The sequence below is a fragment of the Nostoc sp. genome (assembly GCF_036917635.1).
Lineage (GTDB): Bacteria > Cyanobacteriota > Cyanobacteriia > Cyanobacteriales > Nostocaceae > Nostoc.
Genome location: NZ_JBALCW010000109.1, coordinates 1 through 21,901 on the forward strand (window position 1 = coordinate 1; position 21,901 = coordinate 21,901).

21 protein-coding genes are annotated in these 21,901 nt (G+C 42.1%); 12 read left to right on the forward strand and 9 right to left on the reverse strand.

What is annotated here, in order from left to right; translation table 11 throughout:
• The first annotated feature begins 10 nt into the window (after positions 1-10).
• The gene (gene rlmB / locus V7K32_RS26600; RefSeq protein WP_442938810.1) at positions 11-1,024 is read left to right on the forward strand and encodes a 23S rRNA (guanosine(2251)-2'-O)-methyltransferase RlmB; all 1,014 of its coding nucleotides are present in this window, start codon (positions 11-13) and stop codon (positions 1,022-1,024) included.
• A gap of 86 nt (positions 1,025-1,110) precedes the next feature.
• On the forward strand, positions 1,111-1,413 hold the full coding sequence (locus V7K32_RS26605; RefSeq protein WP_229471549.1) for a DUF1816 domain-containing protein: 303 nt from the start codon (positions 1,111-1,113) through the stop codon (positions 1,411-1,413).
• A gap of 111 nt (positions 1,414-1,524) precedes the next feature.
• Here the strand turns inward: V7K32_RS26605 and V7K32_RS26610 are convergent, their stop codons facing one another.
• The 4 genes from V7K32_RS26610 to truB all read right to left on the reverse strand — a co-directional run bounded on the left by V7K32_RS26610 (position 1,525) and on the right by truB (position 4,260).
• Positions 1,525-2,373, reverse strand: a complete 849-nt coding sequence (locus V7K32_RS26610) for an alpha/beta fold hydrolase (RefSeq protein ID WP_334997600.1) — start codon at positions 2,371-2,373, stop codon at positions 1,525-1,527.
• A gap of 197 nt (positions 2,374-2,570) precedes the next feature.
• On the reverse strand, positions 2,571-2,978 hold the full coding sequence (locus V7K32_RS26615; protein ID WP_334997602.1) for a hypothetical protein: 408 nt from the start codon (positions 2,976-2,978) through the stop codon (positions 2,571-2,573).
• A gap of 13 nt (positions 2,979-2,991) precedes the next feature.
• The gene (locus V7K32_RS26620) at positions 2,992-3,234 is read right to left on the reverse strand and encodes a hypothetical protein (protein ID WP_334997604.1); all 243 of its coding nucleotides are present in this window, start codon (positions 3,232-3,234) and stop codon (positions 2,992-2,994) included.
• A 141-nt stretch (positions 3,235-3,375) separates the two neighbouring features.
• On the reverse strand, positions 3,376-4,260 hold the full coding sequence (gene truB, locus V7K32_RS26625; protein WP_334997606.1) for a tRNA pseudouridine(55) synthase TruB: 885 nt from the start codon (positions 4,258-4,260) through the stop codon (positions 3,376-3,378).
• 512 nt (positions 4,261-4,772) lie between these two features.
• Between truB and V7K32_RS26630 the strand changes: the two genes are divergently transcribed.
• Entirely contained in the window at positions 4,773-7,424 is a 2,652-nt protein-coding gene (locus V7K32_RS26630) for a sensor histidine kinase (protein ID WP_334997608.1), read from the forward strand.
• A 200-nt stretch (positions 7,425-7,624) separates the two neighbouring features.
• Here V7K32_RS26630 and V7K32_RS26635 read toward each other — a convergent pair whose 3' ends face one another.
• Entirely contained in the window at positions 7,625-8,020 is a 396-nt protein-coding gene (locus V7K32_RS26635) for a hypothetical protein (protein ID WP_334997610.1), read from the reverse strand.
• A 96-nt stretch (positions 8,021-8,116) separates the two neighbouring features.
• Here V7K32_RS26635 and V7K32_RS26640 point away from each other — a divergent pair, with 96 nt between their 5' ends.
• From V7K32_RS26640 to V7K32_RS26660, 5 genes are all read left to right on the forward strand, one after another.
• Positions 8,117-8,449: a hypothetical protein gene (locus V7K32_RS26640; RefSeq protein WP_334997612.1), complete on the forward strand. Its 333-nt coding sequence runs from the start codon at positions 8,117-8,119 to the stop codon at positions 8,447-8,449.
• Positions 8,450-8,550: 101 nt separating this feature from the next.
• Positions 8,551-8,721 (forward strand): hypothetical protein, encoded by a 171-nt coding sequence (locus V7K32_RS26645; RefSeq protein WP_334997614.1) that lies wholly within the window; start codon positions 8,551-8,553, stop codon positions 8,719-8,721.
• Positions 8,722-8,891: 170 nt separating this feature from the next.
• Positions 8,892-9,245, forward strand: a complete 354-nt coding sequence (locus tag V7K32_RS26650) for a hypothetical protein (RefSeq protein ID WP_334997616.1) — start codon at positions 8,892-8,894, stop codon at positions 9,243-9,245.
• Between the two features lie 454 nt (positions 9,246-9,699).
• Positions 9,700-11,052 (forward strand): histidine phosphatase family protein, encoded by a 1,353-nt coding sequence (locus V7K32_RS26655; RefSeq protein WP_334997618.1) that lies wholly within the window; start codon positions 9,700-9,702, stop codon positions 11,050-11,052.
• A 304-nt stretch (positions 11,053-11,356) separates the two neighbouring features.
• Positions 11,357-12,634 (forward strand): dihydroorotase, encoded by a 1,278-nt coding sequence (locus V7K32_RS26660; RefSeq protein WP_334997620.1) that lies wholly within the window; start codon positions 11,357-11,359, stop codon positions 12,632-12,634.
• Between the two features lie 250 nt (positions 12,635-12,884).
• Here the strand turns inward: V7K32_RS26660 and V7K32_RS26665 are convergent, their stop codons facing one another.
• Positions 12,885-13,265 carry a cupin domain-containing protein gene (locus V7K32_RS26665; protein WP_334997622.1) on the reverse strand — a complete coding sequence of 127 codons (381 nt, stop codon included), beginning with the start codon at positions 13,263-13,265 and terminating at the stop codon, positions 12,885-12,887.
• Entirely contained in the window at positions 13,255-13,521 is a 267-nt protein-coding gene (locus tag V7K32_RS26670) for a hypothetical protein (RefSeq protein ID WP_334997624.1), read from the reverse strand. Before V7K32_RS26670 ends, V7K32_RS26665 begins: the two co-directional genes overlap by 11 nt.
• A gap of 365 nt (positions 13,522-13,886) precedes the next feature.
• On the opposite strand from V7K32_RS26670, the gene V7K32_RS26675 reads away from it, so the two are divergent.
• Positions 13,887-14,288: an ExbD/TolR family protein gene (locus V7K32_RS26675; RefSeq protein WP_334997626.1), complete on the forward strand. Its 402-nt coding sequence runs from the start codon at positions 13,887-13,889 to the stop codon at positions 14,286-14,288.
• A 559-nt stretch (positions 14,289-14,847) separates the two neighbouring features.
• Here V7K32_RS26675 and V7K32_RS26680 read toward each other — a convergent pair.
• Positions 14,848-15,621: a thioesterase II family protein gene (locus tag V7K32_RS26680; RefSeq protein ID WP_334997628.1), complete on the reverse strand. Its 774-nt coding sequence runs from the start codon at positions 15,619-15,621 to the stop codon at positions 14,848-14,850.
• Between the two features lie 65 nt (positions 15,622-15,686).
• Here V7K32_RS26680 and V7K32_RS26685 point away from each other — a divergent pair, with 65 nt between their 5' ends.
• From V7K32_RS26685 to V7K32_RS26695, 3 genes are all read left to right on the forward strand, one after another.
• The gene (locus V7K32_RS26685) at positions 15,687-17,861 is read left to right on the forward strand and encodes an NACHT domain-containing protein (RefSeq protein ID WP_334997630.1); all 2,175 of its coding nucleotides are present in this window, start codon (positions 15,687-15,689) and stop codon (positions 17,859-17,861) included.
• Between the two features lie 41 nt (positions 17,862-17,902).
• Positions 17,903-18,142 carry a type II toxin-antitoxin system HicB family antitoxin gene (locus V7K32_RS26690; protein WP_334997632.1) on the forward strand — a complete coding sequence of 80 codons (240 nt, stop codon included), beginning with the start codon at positions 17,903-17,905 and terminating at the stop codon, positions 18,140-18,142.
• A gap of 430 nt (positions 18,143-18,572) precedes the next feature.
• Positions 18,573-20,009 (forward strand): carotenoid oxygenase family protein, encoded by a 1,437-nt coding sequence (locus V7K32_RS26695; RefSeq protein ID WP_334997636.1) that lies wholly within the window; start codon positions 18,573-18,575, stop codon positions 20,007-20,009.
• A 13-nt stretch (positions 20,010-20,022) separates the two neighbouring features.
• Here the strand turns inward: V7K32_RS26695 and V7K32_RS26700 are convergent, their stop codons facing one another.
• Positions 20,023-21,225, reverse strand: a complete 1,203-nt coding sequence (locus V7K32_RS26700; protein ID WP_334997638.1) for a DUF4336 domain-containing protein — start codon at positions 21,223-21,225, stop codon at positions 20,023-20,025.
• Positions 21,226-21,901: the final 676 nt, after the last annotated feature.

Sequence of the window (21,901 nt, forward strand, 5' to 3'; positions counted from 1 at the left end):
TCCCAGGAAAATAGATAGCAACGCTGTCTCTAGTGCTAATCCGACTCGCAATCCCAGGAAAATAGATAGCAACGCTGTCTCTAGTGCTAATCCGACTCGCAATCCCAGGAAAATAGATAGCAACGCTGTCTCTAGTGCTAATCCGAATCGCAATCCCAGGAAAATAGATAGCAACCCCATTGACAACTCCCGCCAACGAAATAGCAACTTCTCCCAGCCGCCTGTATCTACACCGACAGAAGAAGATAGCGATCTCATCTACGGTCGTCATCCAGTATTGAGTGCATTGCAAAATCAGCGTAATCTCAACCGTCTCTGGATTACTACTCGTTTGCGCTACGATCCCAGCTTTCACCATTGTCTCTTGCAAGCGAAGGAAAATGGCACAGTTATTGATGAGGTTGAACCCAAGCGCTTAGACTATCTCACCAACGGGGCCAATCATCAAGGTGTAGCGGCACAAGTTGCTCCCTACGCTTACATCGAATTACCCGATCTAATTGAACAGGCAAAAGCTGTAACCGATTCTGTAATAGTAGTGGCTGACGGAATTACTGATCCCCACAACTTGGGAGCAATTATTCGCACCGCCGAAGCAATAGGCGCTCAAGGTTTAGTGATTCCCCAAAGAAGGGCTTCTGGAATCACTTCTACTGTGATGAAAGTCGCAGCAGGCGCTTTAGAAAATTTTGCTGTAGCTAGAGTTGTCAACCTCGGCCGCGCCTTAGAAGAATTAAAAGAAGCTGGCTATTGGATTTACGGCACTGCTGCAAGTGGAAGCGAAGCTGTGCATACAGTCAATTTCACTGGGCCAATTGTTTTGGTAATCGGCTCAGAAGGCGAAGGTTTGAGTATGTTAACTCAACGCTCGTGTGATTTCTTAGTATCGATTCCTCTACAAGGTAAGACTCCTAGTCTCAATGCTTCTGTAGCAGCAGGTATGACACTTTATGAAATTTATCGGCAGCGATCGCTAAATACGCTGCACTTAGATAAATTACAAAAAATATCTTTGAAAAAATAACACTAACAGAGTATAAAGAAATGTAAAAGATAATAAAGCAAGATATCGTTTAACACCTTGTAGATGTTTATAAACTGGCGAAAACCATGAAAACCATTTGGCATAACCTCAAGGAAGTGTTAATTAACACATTCGACTCTATCGGCTTGGCTTGGTGGGTAGAGATTGTGACACAAAATCCCCGTTGCACATACTACTTCGGGCCATTTCTGAGTTCTTCTGATGCAAAATTGTCAAGCATTGGATATATAGAAGATTTGGAGATCGAAGGAGCTACGGGAATTTCTGTGAATGTCAAGCGCTGCAAACCTAATAACTTAACAATCGCTGAAGACTTGGGGGAAAGATTTGACCGCAAAGTACAGCCTGCCTTTGGCGGTCAAATTTAAGTTAAGTTAGGCCAGAGTGAATATAATTCGTAATTCGTAATTCGTAATTCGTAATTTGTAATTGCGAGTTTTAATTACGAATTATTTGTTTAAGAGTCTAAAACCCTTGAACTATTGACTACCAATGACCTGCGGATGAACTTCGAGCCAATGGTCAATGTCATTCAGCACCTGCTGGGGGACTTCCCACGGAAAAAGATGGGCAGTGTTTGGATAGCACTGCCATTGAGAATTGTTGAGATGTTGAGCAGTTTCTAAGCTGGAATTAGATGTAATGTGGCGGTCTTGTTCACCAGCAAGTACTAAACTAGGGCATTGTATTTGTGGCAAATCTAGAAGTCGGTTATATCCCGATTGGATTTCAGTATAGAGGGCGCGAGTAGCAGCAGGAGAGGTTTGTAAATAAGCTGGTACTGCTGCGGTGGCGATGTAGTTGTAAGTAGTAGATGTATGTTGTTGGATTAAATAGCGAAAAAGCGATCGCTTACCAAAAGTTTCAATATTCCATTGCCAACTCGGTTTTATATAGTTTATTAAGCCAGCAACACCAGTATATAAATTATCCTGCCAAGTGATAGGAGGATGACTCCCACGGGGTTTTGCGGCTGTCGCCACCAAAATCAGCCCTGTAATGCGCTCTGGCAAACGTAATGCCAGTTCCATTGCCAGAATGCCCCCAAGTGACCATCCCAATATTAAACACTTTTCAATCTGAAAGCGGTCTAGCAGCGCTTCTAAATCAGTCAAATGGTCATTCATATCAAAATTGCCATTCCAGCGACTTTTGCCATATCCACGTAAATCAGGGGCAAAAGTTTTATAACGTTTCGATAAATGATTGGTAAAGACAGATAGACTACGACCAGTACCAGGATGACCATGTAACCCCAAAATGGGGAATCCTTGACCTTGGATGTAGACATTGAGACGGAAAGCAGTGGTAGGATGGCGATCGCTCATTACTTGTGGTTCTCCTGTCTAGTGAAAACAGCGATCGCTGTCGTATTCGCTTCAGCCCTTTCTGCTTTTTGCTCTAAAATTGCCTCAATTCGATTTGGACTTTCTGTCATAATTCGTTATATTATTTTTCTAATCGTGTCATCCGGCTAGCTGCCAAGCATTGCAGTGTTCGATTACAGTTCAAGCTACTACAGTATTCAGGTGTCAGGAAGTTTGATATCCAAAAAACGGGAATTAATATCTAAAAGCCAATTTTCATCTACAAATTTTAGATTTTCATCATAGATAAGAAGCAACTCACCAATTCTTTGAGCGTTATGACTTGGCTTATCCATAGCATCAATACCAGAGACTGTGAAAACAAACTTTAACTTGAGAAAGCGTTTTTTGTGAGTAAAGCCAATAGAACTGCTAATTAATTCTGTTTTGAGGAGACGAGGCAAAGTAATTATTTCATAATATTTATCTTGCTCATCCCAATAGCCGCAAACTTTATAATCACATAGTTCGAGATGTTCCTGAACTAGTCTATGGGCATCTATATTTTCTAAGATTTCAGTCAAATCTCGCCATACTGAATGATTTTTTAATTCTAGTCTTGTCATACTTAATTCTGTACTAATGTTCTGTTACCAAACCTGGAAAGTGCAACACACCATCAATAAACTTTGCATGAAACCGCCTATCCCCACCTTTACCTAACACTTTTGATTTCAAATCGTACCCCTCTTGTTGGGAAGCAACAAGCCCAGCATTAGCGCGTGGCGGAACTTGCCCTTTCTCAATCGCTTTTAAATGTTTGCCATTCTGGTCATATTTGATTCCCAGTTTTATTTGCTCTTGGCTAAAGGAAACTAGCAAATCACTCGTTGTTTGATATGTGATATCAGATTCAATATCTGCTCAACTATTGGGTAGAGCTAGCATTTAATTTACTGTTGATGATAATTTTACACATTGCAGCCAAATGTGTTCAATTAAAAGATTTAACTGATCACAGTTTTAAGAAATTGGTTCAAAAACCATTTGGGGACTCAACACTTCGTCTTGTAATTGTCCAATACCTAAAAAGCGAGTCTCTTCATCATAAACTCGAACTATTTCAGGAACATCGAAAGTTAAAGAAATTCGCCGACCTTGACACCATTTTGTAGCAGATGTTGCTGGTAAAGTAACAGATGACAAATGTTGTAAAGCTGCATCTGGCCAAATCGGTTGAAATGTCCCGGCTTGCAGTTTAGTTTCTAAATCTGTCAAAGTCAGACTATCTGTTAAATCGAAACCACTGCTTTGGGTGCGAATCAAAGCCGCAAGAGTACCACCAGTTTCTAAAATTGCCCCTAAATCACGAGCGATCGCTCTAATATATGTACCAGAACCACAGGCGATCGCCACATCCAATTCGGGAAAATCTCCTTCTCTCCAGTCCAAAATATCTATCTGAAAAACTTCCACTGTCCTCACTGGAACTTCCACCGTTTTACCTTGACGTGCTAAGTCGTAGAGACGTTTACCATCCACTTGAATTGCACTGTAATTCGGTGGTATTTGCTCAATCTTACCTTCAAATTGTGGTAATGCACTTTTCACCTGTGCCAAACTCAATCCACCACAAGAACCAGAAGTGATGACTTCACCTTGTAAATCATCGGTTGTGGTACGCACACCTAGCCGAATAGTGGCAATGTAGGCTTTGTTTTCTGGCAGATATTGCAATAATCTTGTGGCTTTACCAAGGGCGATTGGTAAAACCCCTGTCGCAGCTGGATCTAACGTTCCCGCATGTCCGACACGTTTGAGGCGCAATAATTTTCGCACCCGCGCTACGCAGTCGTGGGAAGTCCAGTCAAATGGTTTGTTTAAGTTGAGAAAACCTTGAAATAACACAAAATCAATACTTACAGCTTTTAAACTCTATTAAATACTCATTTAATGCTCAAAGCATTAATATTTGGTAATCAATGCTTGATTAAGCATTATTTTATACATTTAACCAGGATAAAGACATTCTCTAACCACTTTACCGAATAATACACAAAAAATGCAGACAGCGCCGAGCATATCCTGCGGGTTCTCCAAAGGAGTAGGCAATGACAAATTATGTTTGGGATGCTCCCAAAAGTTTTTAGAGGTTGGTGGTGTTCTGAACCCCGACTTCTTGAAGAAGTCGGGGTTCTCGGTAACCCGCAAAATTAATGGGACAGACCACTAGTTCTTTTGAAGATCGCAATAATTGGCTGGTAAAATCTACCGATGCAGTTAATTAACATTTTGTTGTTTTACCATAAGTGCTATATTGGCTCTTGACCCGACCGAGTACAAACTATGTATAAACCCACAGAACAGCGAAGTCGAGGTGTTGTACTTAGTACTACAAGAGAGTCAGGGGGAGTGGGCAGATGAACAAAAATACTGGACAAAGTGGTGTTTTTTCTCTGTTTAAAGGCGTACCCCTACATCGGATTTTGATAGCGTTGTTTCTGCTGCAAATCTTGCTAGCTGTGGGATTATCTACATACTTATCGATGCACAATGGGCAAAAGGCACTTAATGAGGTAGCTAGCGAATTGCGTTATGAAGTCGCTAATCGAGTAGAGCAGAATTTACAGACTTATCTCTCAACTTTGCGTCAAGAACTACGGGGTAATCAAAATATCATTGACATCGGGTTGCTGAAGATGGAAAATTTGGCAACCTGGGAATCATACTTAATAAAGCAGTTAGAGATTTTTCCTGATGCGTTGGCGCAGCCCGCCGCAGGTATCGCTTTAACGACAAGCAATGAACAGCTTGAACACTTAGCGGTGGAAAAGCTCAACGATCGCCAATTTTTACTCACAAAAGCCGACAAGTCAACTGGGTACGACCTCTACACTTACAAAATTGACTCTCTTGGTCAACGTACCCAACTTCCAGAAGCGATCAAAAACTATGATGCGCGATCGCGTCCTGATTATCAAGCAGCAGTTAATGCCAAAAAATTCAGCTTTAGTCAGATTTTTCCAGCCCTGACTGAACCAACACTCCTAATTAGTGCATCTCAACCTATATATAACTCCCAAGGCCAATTACTCGGAGTCAACAGCGTTCTAACTCATATATCACAAATTGGAGATTTGCTGCAAAATATTATTGTTGGCAAGTCTGGGCAAGTTTTTATTATCGAGCGATCGGGGCTATTAGTAGCAAGTTCTACAACCGAAGAACCATTCCGCTTACAAAATGGTAAACCCATTAGGTTGGCAGCTTCTCAAAGCGAGAATTCTTTGACTCAAGCAAGCGCTAAATATTTAACAACTAAATTTAGTAACTTTGACCAAATTCAAAGTTTACAGCAAGTAGATTTCTCCTTTGACGGCAAACGACAATTTTTAGAAATTAGACCCTTTGAGGGGGAATTAAATCTCAACTGGTTAATAGTAGTGGCTGTCCCAGAAGCAGACTTTATGGGACAAATTGAACGCAACACTCAAACTACAATTCTTCTCTGTCTGGGAGCATTAGGATTAGCTATTTTACTGGGGATTATCACCGCCGGTTGGATAACTCAGCCAATTTTGGACTTCAGCGCGGCGACAAAAGATTTAGCATTGGCTAATGGCGAAGACTCAGTGGTGATAGTACAGGGCATTAAAGAACTAGAGGTGCTGGGTGGATCTTTTAATGAGATGATACAGCAGTTACGGCAAACCTTTACTGCACAGATAACCAAAAATGAAGAGTTAGAATTGCAAGTTTTGCAGCGAACTCAAGAATTACAGCAAAAGGTTCAAGCACAGATTAACAGTGAGCGCATACTGAAAAAGCATCATCAGGTGTTGGCAGAACTAGCAAATCATAAGGCGATTTCAGAAGGAAAGCTACAAACGGCATTCAAAGTTATTACTGAGAAAGCAGCAAATGCTTTAGAAATAGAACTAGTCAGTGTGTGGTTATTCAATGGCGATCGCACCAAACTACAATGTATAAGTCTCTATGAACTTAGCAATCAGAGACATTCGGCAGGTTTAGAACGCAACCTTGCAGATTATCCCATCTATTTTAAATCCCTGACATCTGCGCGGATTATTGCCGTCAGCGACACTCGCACCGATCTACGGATACAAGAATTGTGCGATGAACTGCTAGAACCGAAGAATATTGTATCCCTAATTAATACTTCCATTTGGGTTGGCGGCGAAATTGTGGGAACAGTATTGTATGAGCAGGTTGATATTCCCCGGATATGGGAACTGAGTGAGCAAAACTTTGTTAGCTCAATAGCTGAATTTGTGACCCTGACTTTAGAAGTATGCGATCGCAAACGAGCAGAATCCGCTCTGCGTGAGGCTAAAGAAGCTGCCCAAATCGCAAATCGTGCCAAAAGCACCTTTTTAGGAAATATGAGCCATCAACTGCGGACTCCCTTAAGCTCCATTCTGGGAATCACAGAAGCTCTCCAAAATCAAGTATACGGCCCCGTGAATGAAGAACAGCGCCAGTCCCTAAATACTCTCGAATCCAACGGTAAGAATTTACTAGAATTGATTAACCAGATCCTTGAGTTTACCGATATCGAATCTAGCAAAATAGAACTAGAATTAGCTCCGACTTCGATTCAAGGATTATGTGACTCTAGCTTGAGTTTTGTCAAACATTTAGCGTTGGAAAAAAATATCCACCTGAGTGGACAAATACTTGAAGAACTCGAACCTATCCAAGTCGATGAACGCCGCATCCGCCAAGTATTTATCAACCTATTGACTAACGCTATCAAGTTTACTAAAGAAGGAGGCAAAGTTTGGATTGAAGTCCAGCCAAATTCCACAAATGAATATATCTTTTTCAGCGTGGTAGATACCGGTATTGGTATGCTTTCTGATGACCTTTTCCAGTTATTTCAACCTTTTGTGCAAGTTGAAAATCCCTCTAACCGCGATGCCACAGGTACCGGTTTAGGATTAGTAATGGTGCAAAAAATTGTCGAGTTGCATGGTGGTACTGTCCATGCTGAAAGTCAGTTAGGTAAAGGTAGTCGTTTTACAGTCAAACTCCCGTGGAAAAAGGTCTAGGAGTGGGAGCATCCCGTCAGGTGCAAAAACCTTGATAGCCCTCATCCCCTAACCCCGAATCCCAACTTGGGATTCGGGGAACTATAAAATTTGCTCCCCTCTCCCAAAATTGGGAGAGGGGCTGGAGGTGAGGGTAAAACCTGGAAACGCCAAATCTAGCTTATTATTTTGCGATCGCTCTATCCACTCCACTAAAGCTATCATGCAGTTTTAGCATTCTCACTAGCCGCTTCCTTGGGAGTCGTCTTTAAACGTGTCGCTGTGCTTTTGCGGATGCGATCGCTTTTACGAACAGCACCCGCCATTTCATATTCACGACTATCTTTACCGTATTTAAAAGCAACTCCAATGAGCATTTTCTCTGCGAGATCGTTTAAAGTTTTGTCCAATTCGTCCATCTCAGTTCTAGAAGAGTCAATCACGGCTAAAGCAGTATTATAAGCATCTATTTTGCTACGGTACTGCTCAATTAGTTGTGTCATGTTTTGCAAGTTGCGAGCATCCCCAAAATCCATATTAGGATCAATTGCTTTAATTCCCGCCACTCTTAATTCAGCTTTTTCTAAAACTCGGTATGTACGTTTGTGACCAGGCATAAATATATCCCTTTCATTCTGCTTTAGAGCTAGTTTGCCTTACTAAAGCTGTATTTTAGTTCGGTAAAATCCTCATAAATTTGTATCTTATATTATGTGAGTATCAGTATTTATCACCAAAAAGATAATTTTGTTGATGAAAAAGATGTTTTTGTTGATGAAAAAGATAATTTTGTTGATGAAAAAGATGTTTTTGTTGATGAAAAAGATGTTTTTGTTGATGAAAAAGATGTTTTTGTTGATCAAAAAGATAATTTTGTTGATGAAAAAGATGTTTTTGTTGATGAAAACCCAGCTAAATCTAAATTTTTTAACTTTATTGCGAAATTTAGAACAAGGGATTTCCAAGAAATAAATTATCCAATAAAACGAACCTTATTAGGCGCAGAGGGCGCAGAGATAGGAAGAGGAAAGAGGATTGTTATATGAGATTTTTCGATATTTTTAAATTTGGAAGTCCCCAAAAGCAGTGTGTTAATAAGTAAATAAGATCAGACAGGATTTGATACTTTAAACTGCGGCGATCGCAATTGCCTTCGCACAGCGTCGTAGAGAAGCAACTTGTCATCAAAAAATTATTCCCACTACAACTTGGGAATGTGATTGATTTAGCTGAGAATATCCCTGATTTCATCATGGCATATCTCAAGCAACTTAACTGCGATCGCTTAGAAACTGAACCAAATAATCCAATTTCCTAAGAGATACCATTGGTTATAGCTTGGTAATGCTTAAAACAACATTACGGCTTGACAGTCTAAGTATATACGCAATATAATTAGTGTAGTAGAACCTAACGATAGAGTTAATTCAAACAATTTTCCCAGACAATAATAGACGAGCAATATTAAAGATAATTTGGATAAAACAGATGAACACCAAAATTATTGCTTTATTGGGGATTACGGCAGCCTTTGCAAGCTTAGGAAGCCAAGTATACGCACAGTCACCAACATCAAGCTCAAATCTAGAGCAATACAGATTAACTGGTAATTCTCTCGTTGGAATTGATCGTAGAACAGCCCAACAAGACTTTAAAAGCTTTTTTGAGCAAACTAATCCAGCAAGCATCTCGAACAATAATCGAAGAGATAATAAAACTCCAGTCAAAATACAGTTGAACGGCTCATTATCACAGCCAGACACTTCTGTTTTATTAGCACCAGCTCAGTCTGGAAATGAGAATGATGGATTGCAAGTACAGTTAGATATAAGGAGAGAATAATTTAGGTATAAAGGTTGACGCTGTAGTTTCGAGCCTAGATGCTTTATCAAATCGCTGTAATACCCCTGCCTCAACGTCTCGTAGCCAGGGGTATTACAGCGGTTAAAAACTAGACATCTCCAGAAATTAAATATGCGTAACCTGAAACCCTTGTAGAGACGCGAAATGGCACTTCTCTACGAGACGCTCCGCGAACGTGCCGCTACGAAGAAAGCGTCATTCATTGTCGGAGATGTCTTGTGTATACACCTTAGCCTTAAAAAGAGGGTTGAGGGATCAATATTCAAACATCCTTTTAGCAAACATCCTTAACACAGCAGCTAAAATAACTGCTCATCCTACGTCCTCTACAAGAATAAAGTTTCGTACCTAACTAAATCCGCCTTCGTGAGTCACTAAATGTGTAATCATTTTGCAGTACAATTAATCGTCTAGATCAGAGGAGGGCTTTTAGATGACTCGTGTCATCATTGTGCGCCACGGTCAAAGCGGTTATAACACCGAGCGGCGTATTCAGGGACGCACTGATGCGTCAACATTAACCGAAAAAGGTGGTAACGATGCAAGCATTGTTGGCAAAGCCCTCAGCAATATTTTATTTAATGCGATTTACAGCAGTCCCCTGCAACGAGCGAAACACACAGCAGATATTATCCATAGTGAGTTAGCTACTCATCCTGAACAGTCTGCTGTAATCCAAGTTTCTGATTTGCTGCTAGAAATCGACTTACCTTTATGGGAAAGACTGCTAACTGCTGAAGTTAAGCAGAAATTTGCCGAAGACTACCGCACTTGGCATCAACGCCCCGACGAACTGCGGATGCTGTTGAATGATGCACAAGGGACAAGAGAACATTTTCCCGTTCTTGCTTTATACGAACAAGCACGGCAGTTTTGGCAAGAAACTTTATCTCAACATCAAGGCGAAACTATTCTCATAGTGGGACATAATGGCATTAATCGCGCCCTGATTAGCACAGCCTTGGGAATTCCTCCAAGTCGCTACCATTCAATACAGCAATCTAACTGTGGCATCAGCGTACTAAATTTTGCTGGAGGATTGGGGGAACCAGTTCAACTAGAATCTTTAAATCAGACGCAACACACTGGGGAAAGTTTACCCTCATTGCGACCGGATCATCAAGGAATACGGTTATTATTGGTGCGTCATGGTGAAACTGACTGGAATCGCCAAACCAGGTTTCAAGGACAAATTGATGTCCCTCTCAACGACAACGGTAGACAACAGTCGCAAAAAGCAGGTGAATTTCTTCAAGAGGTAGCAATTGATAATGCTGTCAGTAGCCCAATGCTGCGCCCTAAAGAAACAGCAGAGATTATCCTAAAACAACATCCTAATGTAAAGTTAGACTTGCAAGATGGTTTACGAGAAATCAGTCACGGACTCTGGGAAGGAAAATTTGAAACAGAGATAGAGCAAGAATTCCCCGGAGAATTGCAGCGCTGGCGGTTAGTCCCAGCCCAAGTGCAAATGCCTGAAGGAGAAAATTTGCAAGAGGTGTGGGAACGTAGCGTTGCAGCTTGGCAATCAATTGTACAAACTGCATCAACGAATCAATTCAAAACGGTATTAGTAGTAGCTCACGACGCAACTAATAAAACTTTACTTTGTCACATTCTGGGTTTATCGCTAGAAAATTTCTGGAATTTCCGCCAGGGTAATGGTGCAGTTAGTGTTATCGACTATCCTTGTGGAATCGATAGTTTACCAGTATTGCAAGCGATGAACATCACCGCTCACTTCGGTGGAGGCGTACTAGATAAAACAGCAGCAGGAGCGTTGTAAAAAATTTAGGAATAAAGTTAGGAGTGAGGAGTTAGGAGTTAGGAATAAAGTGAGGAGTGAGGAGTGAGGAGTTAGGAATAAAGTGAGGAGTGAGGAGTGAGGAGTTAGGAATAAAGTGAGGAGTGAGGAGTTAGGAGTAAGGAATAAAGTTAGGAGTAAGGAATAAAGTTAGGAGTTAGGAGTGAGGAGTGAGGAGTTAGGAGTGATAAATAAAGTTAAAAGTGATGAGCGAGGAACAAATAACTTATAACACCTAACTCTTAACTCATAACTCTTAAGTTTTAACTCTTAACTAAAAAGTTTTATGATTGAACTGCTGCAAAAAGTACGGGTAATTGACCCAGTTTCTGAAATCGATGAACTCTTTGATGTGCTGATTGCTGATGGTTATATCCAAGAAGTGGCTTCGCACATCACTGACATCAGCCCCGATACTCCCATTAGAGATTGTCGGGGATTAGTTATTGGACCTGGGTTAGTGGATTTGTACAGCCATTCCGGTGAACCAGGGTTTGAAGAACGCGAAACCTTGTTGTCTCTCTTACAATCTGCTACTGCTGGCGGCTTTACTAGAATTAACATCTTACCCAATACATCCCCAGCTATTGATAACCCTGCACTTGTGGCGCAGTTGCAGCAAAAGAAGGCAGAGGGGCAAAGGGGCAGGGCAAAGGAGAATTTGCCTCCCCTGCTTCATATCTGGGGTGCTATCACCCTAGATGTTGCTGGGAAGCAAATGACGGAATTGGCAAATTTAGCGTCTGCTGGAGTTGTTGGTTTTAGCGATGGTAAGCCCTTAGAAAATTTGGCGCTGGTGCGGCGAGTGTTAGAGTATATCCAGCCGTTGGGTAAACCAGTAGCATTTTGGCCTAGCGATCGCCAGTTAGCAGCAAATGGTGTAATGAGAGAAGGGGTAGATGCTCTGCGTTTCGGTTTACCGCCAATACCCGCCAGTGCAGAAACTAGTGCGTTAGCAGCTTTATTAGAATTGGTTGCAACCATCGGTACACCAGTCCATATCATGCGCGTCTCTACATCTCGCAGCGTGGAACTGATCGCTTCAGCCAAGGCTGCTGGTTTACCCATCACCGCTAGCACCACCTGGATGCATCTTTTACTTGATACAAAAGCTGTTAAGAGTTATAACACTAGCTTGCATTTAGACCCGCCGTTAGGAAATCCGCGTGATGTAGTGGCATTGCGTGCAGGGGTGCGTACAGGTGTGATAGATGCGATCGCTATTGATCACACACCCTACAGCTATGAAGAAAAAGTCCAAGCCTTTGCCGAAGCGCCTCCAGGAGCAATTGGTTTAGAGTTAGCATTACCTTTGCTATGGCAATATCTCGTTGAAACTGAAGAATTTACAGCTTTAGAATTATGGCGGGCATTGAGTACCAGTCCAGCAGAGTGTTTGGGGCAAAAAGTTAGTGCGATTCTACCTCATCAACCAGCAGAACTTACTTTATTTGATCCCCAACAAACCTGGAAAGTCGAACGAAAAAGTCTTTATACACTTTCACAAAATACACCTTGGTTAGGTCAACAGTTGAAGGGTCATGTTGTGCAAACATGGTGTTGAAAAAGAGGTAAGGGGGCAGGAGAGGCTCTTGGGGAAAGAGGGTTAGGGACTGACAAATAAAAAAATACCCAAAAAACTAATGAAAAAACTCTCTCCTCATCATTCCTCTGTGTTCTCCCAAAGTTTGCTCAACGCTCTTAACCCGCGCACGCAACTTCTCTCTGTGTCTGGAGTGGTTCGTCTCATTTGGGTAATTTCTTTCTTGTCAGTCCCTTATTCCGAAGAAGTGCAGAATGTGGGGTGAAAATTCTTATTCTAGCGATCGCACTGCTACACTATCGCCTGGTGTTGAAGGCCATCTCACCGTTAGAATAGTACAGTCAGACTGAGCAACCCAACAATGTGGCACACCCGCACACCACAGCACATAATCGCCCTCACGAGATAGAATCATCTCCCGATCCTCAAACTGAAGGCAAAATTGGCCATTAATCAAGATCGAAAGAGTCGCGGCTGTGTCATTTACTGCCCACTCAGTTCTAGAGTCTCCTGCTTTATGGACACCCCACTTTATTTCTAGTGCTGTGGTTGAGCGAGGATCGTCATCTGGGGTGATGAAGTAACCCATAAACCAACCCCAGCGATTTGCACCTTCGCTAGCAGCATTCCCAAAAATAACTTTAGGCTGCATCACTCACCTCGAACGAAGGAAGTGAACTATTTCTACTTACCGCAAGCTCATTTAATAATAATACCCGCTTATATTGTTGTAGAGAGTGGGCTATTGGTTGCTCTAGATGAGAAAAAGCGCGTAGGTGTAGCCCGTTGTAGATATCGGTTACCATCCTTCCTTCAAATGTAACATCATGGACAAAAGCCTTACGAGCAGCAGCATCAGCCCAGTCGTTAATGTGTAGCTTAGAATTACTTGCTAATTCTTCATTCATAAACTAATTAAAATAGATAAACACAGATAATTAAGTGGGTCAAATTAAATATAAAACCTCACCCTCAATCCGGCTTCCCTCTCCCATGCTTTGGAGAGGGATTGAGGGTGAGGTTTGATCTTATATTTAATTATGCCTACCTACTTAATTAATTATCAAAATTATCTGCGTCCATCTGCGTCCATCTAAGGATTTAGATTGAGTATGAGGGACAGTTAGAATTACTTTATAGCGTTTCCTAATTACGTAAGGTACATCGTAGCCCCCTCTTCGCAAGCGAAGAGGGGGTTGGGGGTGGGGTTCTTGTACTTCACTCAACTGAGAAATGCTATACCGCCGTCGTTATGAAAGAGGAGAAAAAACTTATGCGTTTACCAGATGAACCAGAACTTCCACTACAGATCAACATCGTGCCGATGATTGACGTGATATTTGCAATTTTGACATTTTTTATCATGTCAACTCTGTTTTTAACCCGCTCAGAAGGTTTACCTGTAAATTTACCGAAGGCTAGCACAGCAAAACAACAGCAAATTCCTACTAAAATTACGATTACCGTAGATGAAAAAGAACAGGTAAGCCTGAACCGTAAACCAATTGCCATTGATGATTTGACAAAGCAAGTACGTACTCTAGTTGGTTCAAACCCAGAAGTGTTGGTAATTATTAATGCTGATGAAAAAGTTGATTATGGTCGGGTAGTAGCGGTGATGGATCGGGTTCGTAAAGTTGAAGGGGCAAAGTTAGCGATCGCAACCCAAAAATAAACAGCAAAAATATTGTACATCAGAAGTTCAGCGAGTTAGAAAAATACTAAACCAAATCTTAGTTGAGAACCGTCGTTTTCACCCTCTCCCTAAATCCCTCTCCCAAATCTGGGAGAGGGAGTTTGAAATTCAGGCTCCCCATTCAGGCTCCCCGAATCCCAGAGAGAGGGATTCGGGGTTGGGGGATGAGGGCAAATCCTTTTCATCATGGAAGAACTATAGGTTTCAAGATAGACGTGGTTTATATTCTGATATCATGTCCGCTTGATTGCTTATTAAACCGGAAGAACCCCACCCCCGCCAAAGCTACGCTTTGTCTCCCCTCCCGAAAAGCGCGGAGGGGATTAAGGGGAGCTTTGGCGGTTTTGGGGTCTCCCCAAGTGGAGCATCTGGCGTGTGGGGTGCAATGACTGTGGTTAGCATAACTAATTATACGGACATGATATGACTCCTAACTCCTTTTTGTCTAATAACTAAGCTATTCCACAAATAAACTTGCATAATTAAGGCGCTCATGTTGCCCACCCCACAAGAGTTATAAAAATTTTAGATATGCAAACTAGATATGGTTTAGCTTATTACGCATCTGCAATTCTTGAGATATAAGTTTTAATAATAATTCTTGCTGGGAATGGATAAAAAAGTGGTCACTATTAAACTTATGTAATGAGAAAGCAGCGATCGTTTGCTCTCGCCATGCTTGCAATTCGTCATGATTAACTTCTTGGTCTTGCAAACCACCAATAACAGTAATCGGACATTCCAGAGGTTGTTTTTGAGTGTAAATATAAGTTTCCAGAACGGAAAAATCTGCCCGCAAAATGGGGAGGAACATCTGCATTAGTTCCGCACTTTCTAGTACTGCTTTGGGTGTACCGTTAAGACTGCCTAGCTCGCCTTGTAAATCAGAGTCTGATAGGATGTGGAGTGGTGGTTTTGTGGACGGGATTTGCGGGGCGCGACGAGCAGATATGAAGAGATGAAAGGGAGCAAGACTATATTTAGAGCGAAGTAGATGGGTCAACTCAAAGCTAACTAATCCGCCCATACTGTGACCGAAGAAGGCGAATGGTTTGTCTAAGTATGGTAGCAGAACTGGAGCGATCGCTTCAACAAGAGATTCTAATCGCGTCAAGGGTGCTGACTTAATCTGTCTTCCCCGTCCCGGATATTCTACAGCACAGACTTCGACATTACTAGGTAGATTATTAGGCCATGTGCGAAAAATTGCCGAGTTCCCACCAGCGTAGGGGAAGCAGAATAAACGCAAGTTTGCTTGAGGATTTGGTTGGGGACAGATAACCCAGGAATTGAAGCTTGGTGTAGTTGTCATAATAGAGCTTAGAGTTGGATAATACAACTTTGCTTTAATTTTTAGATATATTAGCTGATAATCTTATGACAGGAATGGAACCTTGGGCGATATCAGCCGTTAGCGGTGTCGCCGCTATGTTTGTCCAAATCGGTGGTCAGGTTTTAGGAGGATTGGGCAAAACTCTGGATGAAAAAACCAAGAAGTTAATTTTTGATGCATCAAATCAATATGAAAATAACTACGAAGAACGGCATGGCATTCTCAAAGTATTGGGAATGCGTGATCCTCTAAAATTGGAATCGATCTATACAGCAGTCCAGTTTTTAGGTGATGATGCTATTCGTAGTTTTGAATCTATTCAGAATTTAGAAGAAGTTTATCGCCAAGCTAAAAGCCGAAGTTTTCAATCTCACGATGTAAAAAAACAAGCAGGAATTAAAGTTGCTAACGATAAGCAATATTTGATGGTGCTTGGTGGCCCTGGTGCAGGAAAGTCTACATTTGTGCGGAAAATGGGACTAGAAGCGCTCAAAGGTAAAAAAGGAGGGTTTAAACACGCTTGCATTCCAGTTTTTATTGAATTGAAAAGGTTTGCATCCAGCGATATCAATATTGAAACGTTTATTGCTGAAGAGTTTCGTACTTGCGGCTTTCCATCACCAGAGCAATTTACAGCCAAAGCCTTAGAAAAAGGTAACTTACTAATTTTGCTAGATGGTTTGGATGAAGTACCGACAAAAAACTTGACTGAGGCAATTAGTCAAATTCAAAACTTTGTTGACAAGTATGATCAAAATCGTTTCATTGCTTCCTGTCGCACGGCGGCTTATCGCAGCGCTTTTCGTCGCTTTAGCGATGTATCAATGGCAGATTTCGACGATGCTCAAATTGAGCAATTTATTTATAACTGGTTTCAATCAGACGTAGACAAGCAGGCGAAGACAGGCGAGAAATGCTGGGAGTTACTGCAAAAACCAGAACATAAAGCTGCAAAAGAGTTGGCGCACACACCTTTATTGCTGACATTTTTGTGTTTAGTTTATGATCGTTCCCAAAGTTTTCCAGATAATCGCAGTGTTCTTTACCGGAAGGCACTGCGGATATTGCTAGAAGAGTGGGCATCAGAAAAGCGAATTCTCAGAGATGAGATTTATCAAGGACTGCACACAGAATTAGAAGAGATATTATTATCAGAGATTGCTTATACAGGTTTTGAGTCTGACAGGCTATTCTTTTCACAGCGCGATATTGTTCAGCAAATTAAAACATTTTTAGCGAGTAATCTGAATGCACCTCAGCATTTAGATGGGGAATCAGTGCTGAATGCGATCGCAATTCAACAAGGAATTTTGGTAGAACGAGCCGAAGATGTCTTTTCCTTCTCTCATCTAACGCTACAAGAATATTTAACAGCACAATATATTGATGACCATCGCCAAGTTGAGAAGTTAGTTACTGAACACCTAATAGATAAACGCTGGAAAGAGGTGTTTTTGTTAGTAGCCGGGTTAATGCGCGGTGGTGCAGATGATTTGCTGCTGCTGATGGAAAAGGAAGCGCAAAAATATATTAATATCCCGAAGTTACAAGCTTTATTAAATTGGGCAGAACATGTAACAGTTGGATCGCCAGGGGATTTTAAACCTGTGGGTAAACGTGCAGTTGCTATTGCGATCGCCTACGCCTACGCCTACGCCAACGCCAACGCCAACGCCTACACCAACGCCAACGCCAACGCCAACGCCAATGCCAACGCCAATGCCAACGCCTACGCCTACGCCAACGCCATCGCCTACGCCATCGCCAACGCCTACGCCATCGCCAACGCCATCGCCAACGCCTACGCCATCGCCAACGCCATCGCCTACGCCATCGCCTACGCCTACGCCTACGCCATCGCCAACGCCTACGCCATCGCCGACACCTATACTCATGATCTAAAAAAATCAGAAATCTTCAATAACCTCAACTTTACTGTGCTGATCGCCCAACTAGAAGCACTTAAAGCTAGAATTCCTGATGATAAACAGCCAAGGGAAGCACGTCTGGCATTTGCCAAACGCCTGCAACAAACCTTACTCAATGCTTTTAATCTCACCCTAAAAATGATCGATTTATCTGAGGGAGAAATAAAAGCACTGGAAAATTATCTCTACGCCAATCACCTCATCATCCAATGCAAACAAGCAGCAGTGCGGGTGTCACCCCAAACCTGGGAAGCAATTGAGGCGCGGATGTTGTTGGTTCCAGGTAGTTAAGCAACAATAGAAAAATCAAAAGATAGCCAGATAAACGCTCCATGAGTTCATTACAACAGGCTAAAGATACAAAAACTCAAACCTTTACAGCAATCTTGCATTGGGAAGAGGATGTTTATGTAGCTGAATGTCCAGAGGTGGGAACCGCCAGCCAAGGAGAGACGATAGAAGAAGCGATCGCTAATTTACGGGAAGCAACGGAACTTTATTTAGAAGAGTTCCCACTTTCTGAAACAGCACCTCGTCGGTTGCTAACTACATTTGCGGTAATTAGTGCCTAACATCTACAGCCAGAGGCATTGTTATAAAATTGCAACAAAGATAAAAATGTAAGAATGTAACTAGGACACCAATTCAGTAATCCTGGAAGAACCTCTCCCCCAACCCCTCTCCGAAGCGGAAAGGGGAGTTTGGCTCCCCCAACCCTACAAGGGTTGGGGGCTGGGGGGTTAGGTTTTTGATTACTGAATCGATGCTCTAGGACTTACGCACTGTACAAATTAGTTATGGTATGCTTTCACCGAAATAGCTGGTTTCAGACTTTGACTAATTATGTTTTTACCGATAAATTACCCGTGGGGTAGGGGTTTAGCAATGCTAAACCCCTACGAGAAATCTGGTTTTTTCGCATTGCATATTTATTGTTTTCTGTCAATGCGTAAGTCCTAGTAACTATGTACATCGATAATTTATTAAACAAAATTTGATATGCTGCATACAATCGATAAAAAGTCAACTAAAAAAGCTTGGGCAGGTGCGATAGCAGAACCAGCAAAAGAATTTCTCTCTACCCAACTGCCAATTATCTCTGGCAAAATTCCAGATGGGTTGCGTGGCACACTTTACCGCAATGGCCCCGCACGGCTAGAACGCGGTGGCATTCAGATGGGACACTGGTTTGATGGAGATGGAGCAATTCTGGCTGTAAATTTTAACGATGCAGGTGCAACCGGGGTTTATCGCTACGTGCAAACCTCTGGCTATCAACAAGAAGCCGCAGCAGGTAAACTACTCTACGGCAATTATGGCATGACTGCACCAGGGCCAATTTGGAATCAATGGCAAAAACCCATCAAGAATGCTGCCAACACTTCAGTATTAGCACTTCCAGATAAACTTTTGGCGCTGTGGGAAGGTGGTAAACCCCATGCCCTCGATTTACAAACTTTAGAAACTTGGGGCGAAGATGATTTAGGGGGGTTAACTAAAGGATTAAGCTATTCCGCACATTATAAGCGTGACAAGCAAACAGGGGAGATTTTTAACTTTGGCATCAGCCCTGGACAAAATGCGACGCTTAATATTTACAAAAGCGATTCTACTGGCCAGATTATCCAACAAGCCGCATACCAGCTAGATGGTGTACCATTGGTGCATGATTTTGTTTTAGCAGGGCAGTATCTTGTATTTTTCATTCCACCAGTGCGGTTGAATGTTTTACCCCTGCTAATAGGGATAAACAACTATAGTGATTCGCTAGAGTGGCAACCTAGATTAGGAACTCAGATTTTAGTTATTGATCGAGAAACGCTATCTGTAGTGAGTCGTGGAGAAACCGAACCTTGGTTCCAATGGCATTTTGCTAACGGTTATGTAGATGCTAGCGGTTCAGTGATTGTGGATATCGCCCGTTATGAAGATTTTCAAACTAACCAATATCTCAAGGAAGTAGCTACAGGTGAGACTCACACCCCAGCTAAAAGTACACTAGGGCGAGTTCATCTGCATCCTCAAACTGGCAAAGTTACGTCAATTCAGCAACTATTAAACCAACATTGTGAATTTCCCAATGTACCACAGCAAAACGTAGGGCAAGCTTCTCGGTACACATATATGTCAACATTCCGTTCAGGAACAGATATTAGCCAAGAAGTAGTAAATGCGATCGCCCGCTTCGACAACAAAACCGAAACCCTCACCGAAGCAGACTTAGGAGAAAATCGTTATCCTTCAGAACCCATCCCCGCCCAAGACACTCAAAACCCTGCACAAAGTTGGGTGTTAACCGTTGTCTACGATGGTAATTCTCATAATAGCGAACTTTGGATATTTGATAGCGATCGCCTGGATGCCGATCCCGTTTGCAAACTAGGATTACCCAGCGTCATCCCCCACAGCTTCCACGGCACTTGGAACCCTGCTGTATAAAACATAGACATCCTTAGATCAACTCTTTCGCTGGCGTTGCAATCTTGCGCTTAACTAGACCGGCTTCAAGTTCCTTAATGAATCTTAAGTCTTCCTCCAATAGAGGTTGATCGCTAGAAGAAAAGTCTTTACTTACAGAGGGATTTTTCTCAAGGAAAGCAAATGCTTGCCGAAATTGACGCGGATTTGCAAAAATTAGCGAGTCAAAGTGACAGGAAATAATCTGCTGAAAATCCCAACTTGCAACTGTATCAGCCCAGTTGAGGACTTGTCTTGGTGCTTGGGGAAAAATGAGGATTTGCAGAATCGGTGCGACAAATGGTCGCCCCTGACCTCGTAGAGCATCGAATGCCTGCTTCCAGGTTTCTTGCCAGCGAAAAGGAAATAAACCAAAGTACGTTTTTAGCGATCGCTGTGGTGCTTTGAGAGCATCACGAAACATCTTTCCAATTGGAGTAACTTCCAGCACACTAGGACGGAAGTAAATCGCAAACAATGAAATGCGTTGCCATCCCTTGCGGCGGTTGTCTTCATTGTCTTCGATTGTCTCCAGGGCATTGTCCCTTGCATGGAACAGTAAAGGATAAGGATCTAATTGGAGGATTTCTGGTGGGTCAACTGGAACAGAAAGTATAGAATCAGTTACAAGCAGAGTGTGCGATCGCTTGTGAAATACTGCAACTTCTGCAAAAGACCCTCGTCCCAAGTTGATGTCCAATATTGCATAGTCAAACTCCAAAGCGAAGGGAGCAAGGCTTGAATCGTCTGGAAGTTCTTGAGTTCGTTTTTGGGGAAAGCCTAGCCAACTAAGGGGCAGATTGAACGGGAAACTCCATTGATGTGGGGCAACAAAAACTTGTGCTTGAGGAAAGCATCTAGAAAAGGGGCCAACGAAGACTTTATGCTCAAGACCAGAACTGGTTGGCAATACAATGTACTTAACTTCACCATGCTTTGCTACCAACTCATTAACCAAGCGCACACACTCAGTTGTTGGAGCAACGGGTGCATAGACCAGAAATCCTCCGGCAGCGAGTTTGACTAAAGTCATCCGAATCGGCACAGTGGTATAGAGAATGCCCTGAAGCTGATCGAATGTCCAGATAGTATCCTCGATTATTTCCTTGCGAAGTGTGCGCCGCCTCCCGTAGGGGTAGAGTGGCACAGCAGCCCAGAATGGCCATGACCAATCTTTTGAGTGAGTAAAAGGAGGCATCGCTTGCTCAAGTAATTCTATCCTTGACTTAGATCCAAGTGATTTCATTGTCGTCCCATTCACTTTGTACTTCTGTCTAATTTCTAATACTACGTGAGTATCCAACAAAGGCGCACGTTATTAACATTTACAAAATAACTAGCAATGCTTGAAAAAAATAACGTTCTTTGGTGCGATAATCCTAATATTATCCGTGGCAAAGCCTTATATCATGTCCGCGAATTCTAACCTAGATTAAAACTTATTTTATAGTAGCGATCGCTATTTATCAAAGGCTCATTGATAAAAGCCTGAAACGACGAATTCTCCTTGAACCACAAGATAATGAATTTGTCTAGTGCGTAAGTCCTAAAATTAGCCCTTTCAAGGTGACTCGTAAAATAAGATTGTTTTTTCTCAGCGCTCTCTGTGCCTCTGCGGTTCAAAAGTAATTTTTTACCTTACTATGTGCAGAAAACACAGAGACAAGAGGTTAGAGAAGTATTTATTTTCGAGAATTTTTACCCACCTTGAAAGGGCTAGTCCTAAAATTAGCCCTTTCAAGGTGACTCGTAAAATAAGATTTACTCCCCCTGCCTAAGAACCCACATTCCGCACTTCATCCTGTAGTACACATACTGACAATAAAAGGTTCTATTTAATTTAAGTAGAAAGACTTAAATTACTTAATAACTAA

What these genes read in the sequence shown, in the direction of transcription:
- V7K32_RS26675 (WP_334997626.1), top strand. Translation starts at nt 13,887, where the DNA reads ATGCGTTTACCAGATGAACCAGAACTTCCACTACAGATCAACATCGTG.
- V7K32_RS26650 (WP_334997616.1), top strand. Translation starts at nt 8,892, where the DNA reads ATGAACACCAAAATTATTGCTTTATTGGGGATTACGGCAGCCTTTGCA.
- V7K32_RS26630 (WP_334997608.1), top strand. Translation starts at nt 4,773, where the DNA reads ATGAACAAAAATACTGGACAAAGTGGTGTTTTTTCTCTGTTTAAAGGC.
- V7K32_RS26660 (WP_334997620.1), top strand. Translation starts at nt 11,357, where the DNA reads ATGATTGAACTGCTGCAAAAAGTACGGGTAATTGACCCAGTTTCTGAA.
- V7K32_RS26670 (WP_334997624.1), bottom strand. Translation starts at nt 13,521, where the DNA reads ATGAATGAAGAATTAGCAAGTAATTCTAAGCTACACATTAACGACTGG.
- V7K32_RS26685 (WP_334997630.1), top strand. Translation starts at nt 15,687, where the DNA reads ATGACAGGAATGGAACCTTGGGCGATATCAGCCGTTAGCGGTGTCGCC.
- V7K32_RS26700 (WP_334997638.1), bottom strand. Translation starts at nt 21,225, where the DNA reads ATGCCTCCTTTTACTCACTCAAAAGATTGGTCATGGCCATTCTGGGCT.
- V7K32_RS26665 (WP_334997622.1), bottom strand. Translation starts at nt 13,265, where the DNA reads ATGCAGCCTAAAGTTATTTTTGGGAATGCTGCTAGCGAAGGTGCAAAT.
- V7K32_RS26635 (WP_334997610.1), bottom strand. Translation starts at nt 8,020, where the DNA reads ATGCCTGGTCACAAACGTACATACCGAGTTTTAGAAAAAGCTGAATTA.
- V7K32_RS26690 (WP_334997632.1), top strand. Translation starts at nt 17,903, where the DNA reads ATGAGTTCATTACAACAGGCTAAAGATACAAAAACTCAAACCTTTACA.
- V7K32_RS26610 (WP_334997600.1), bottom strand. Translation starts at nt 2,373, where the DNA reads ATGAGCGATCGCCATCCTACCACTGCTTTCCGTCTCAATGTCTACATC.
- V7K32_RS26680 (WP_334997628.1), bottom strand. Translation starts at nt 15,621, where the DNA reads ATGACAACTACACCAAGCTTCAATTCCTGGGTTATCTGTCCCCAACCA.
- V7K32_RS26615 (WP_334997602.1), bottom strand. Translation starts at nt 2,978, where the DNA reads ATGACAAGACTAGAATTAAAAAATCATTCAGTATGGCGAGATTTGACT.
- V7K32_RS26605 (WP_229471549.1), top strand. Translation starts at nt 1,111, where the DNA reads ATGAAAACCATTTGGCATAACCTCAAGGAAGTGTTAATTAACACATTC.
- V7K32_RS26655 (WP_334997618.1), top strand. Translation starts at nt 9,700, where the DNA reads ATGACTCGTGTCATCATTGTGCGCCACGGTCAAAGCGGTTATAACACC.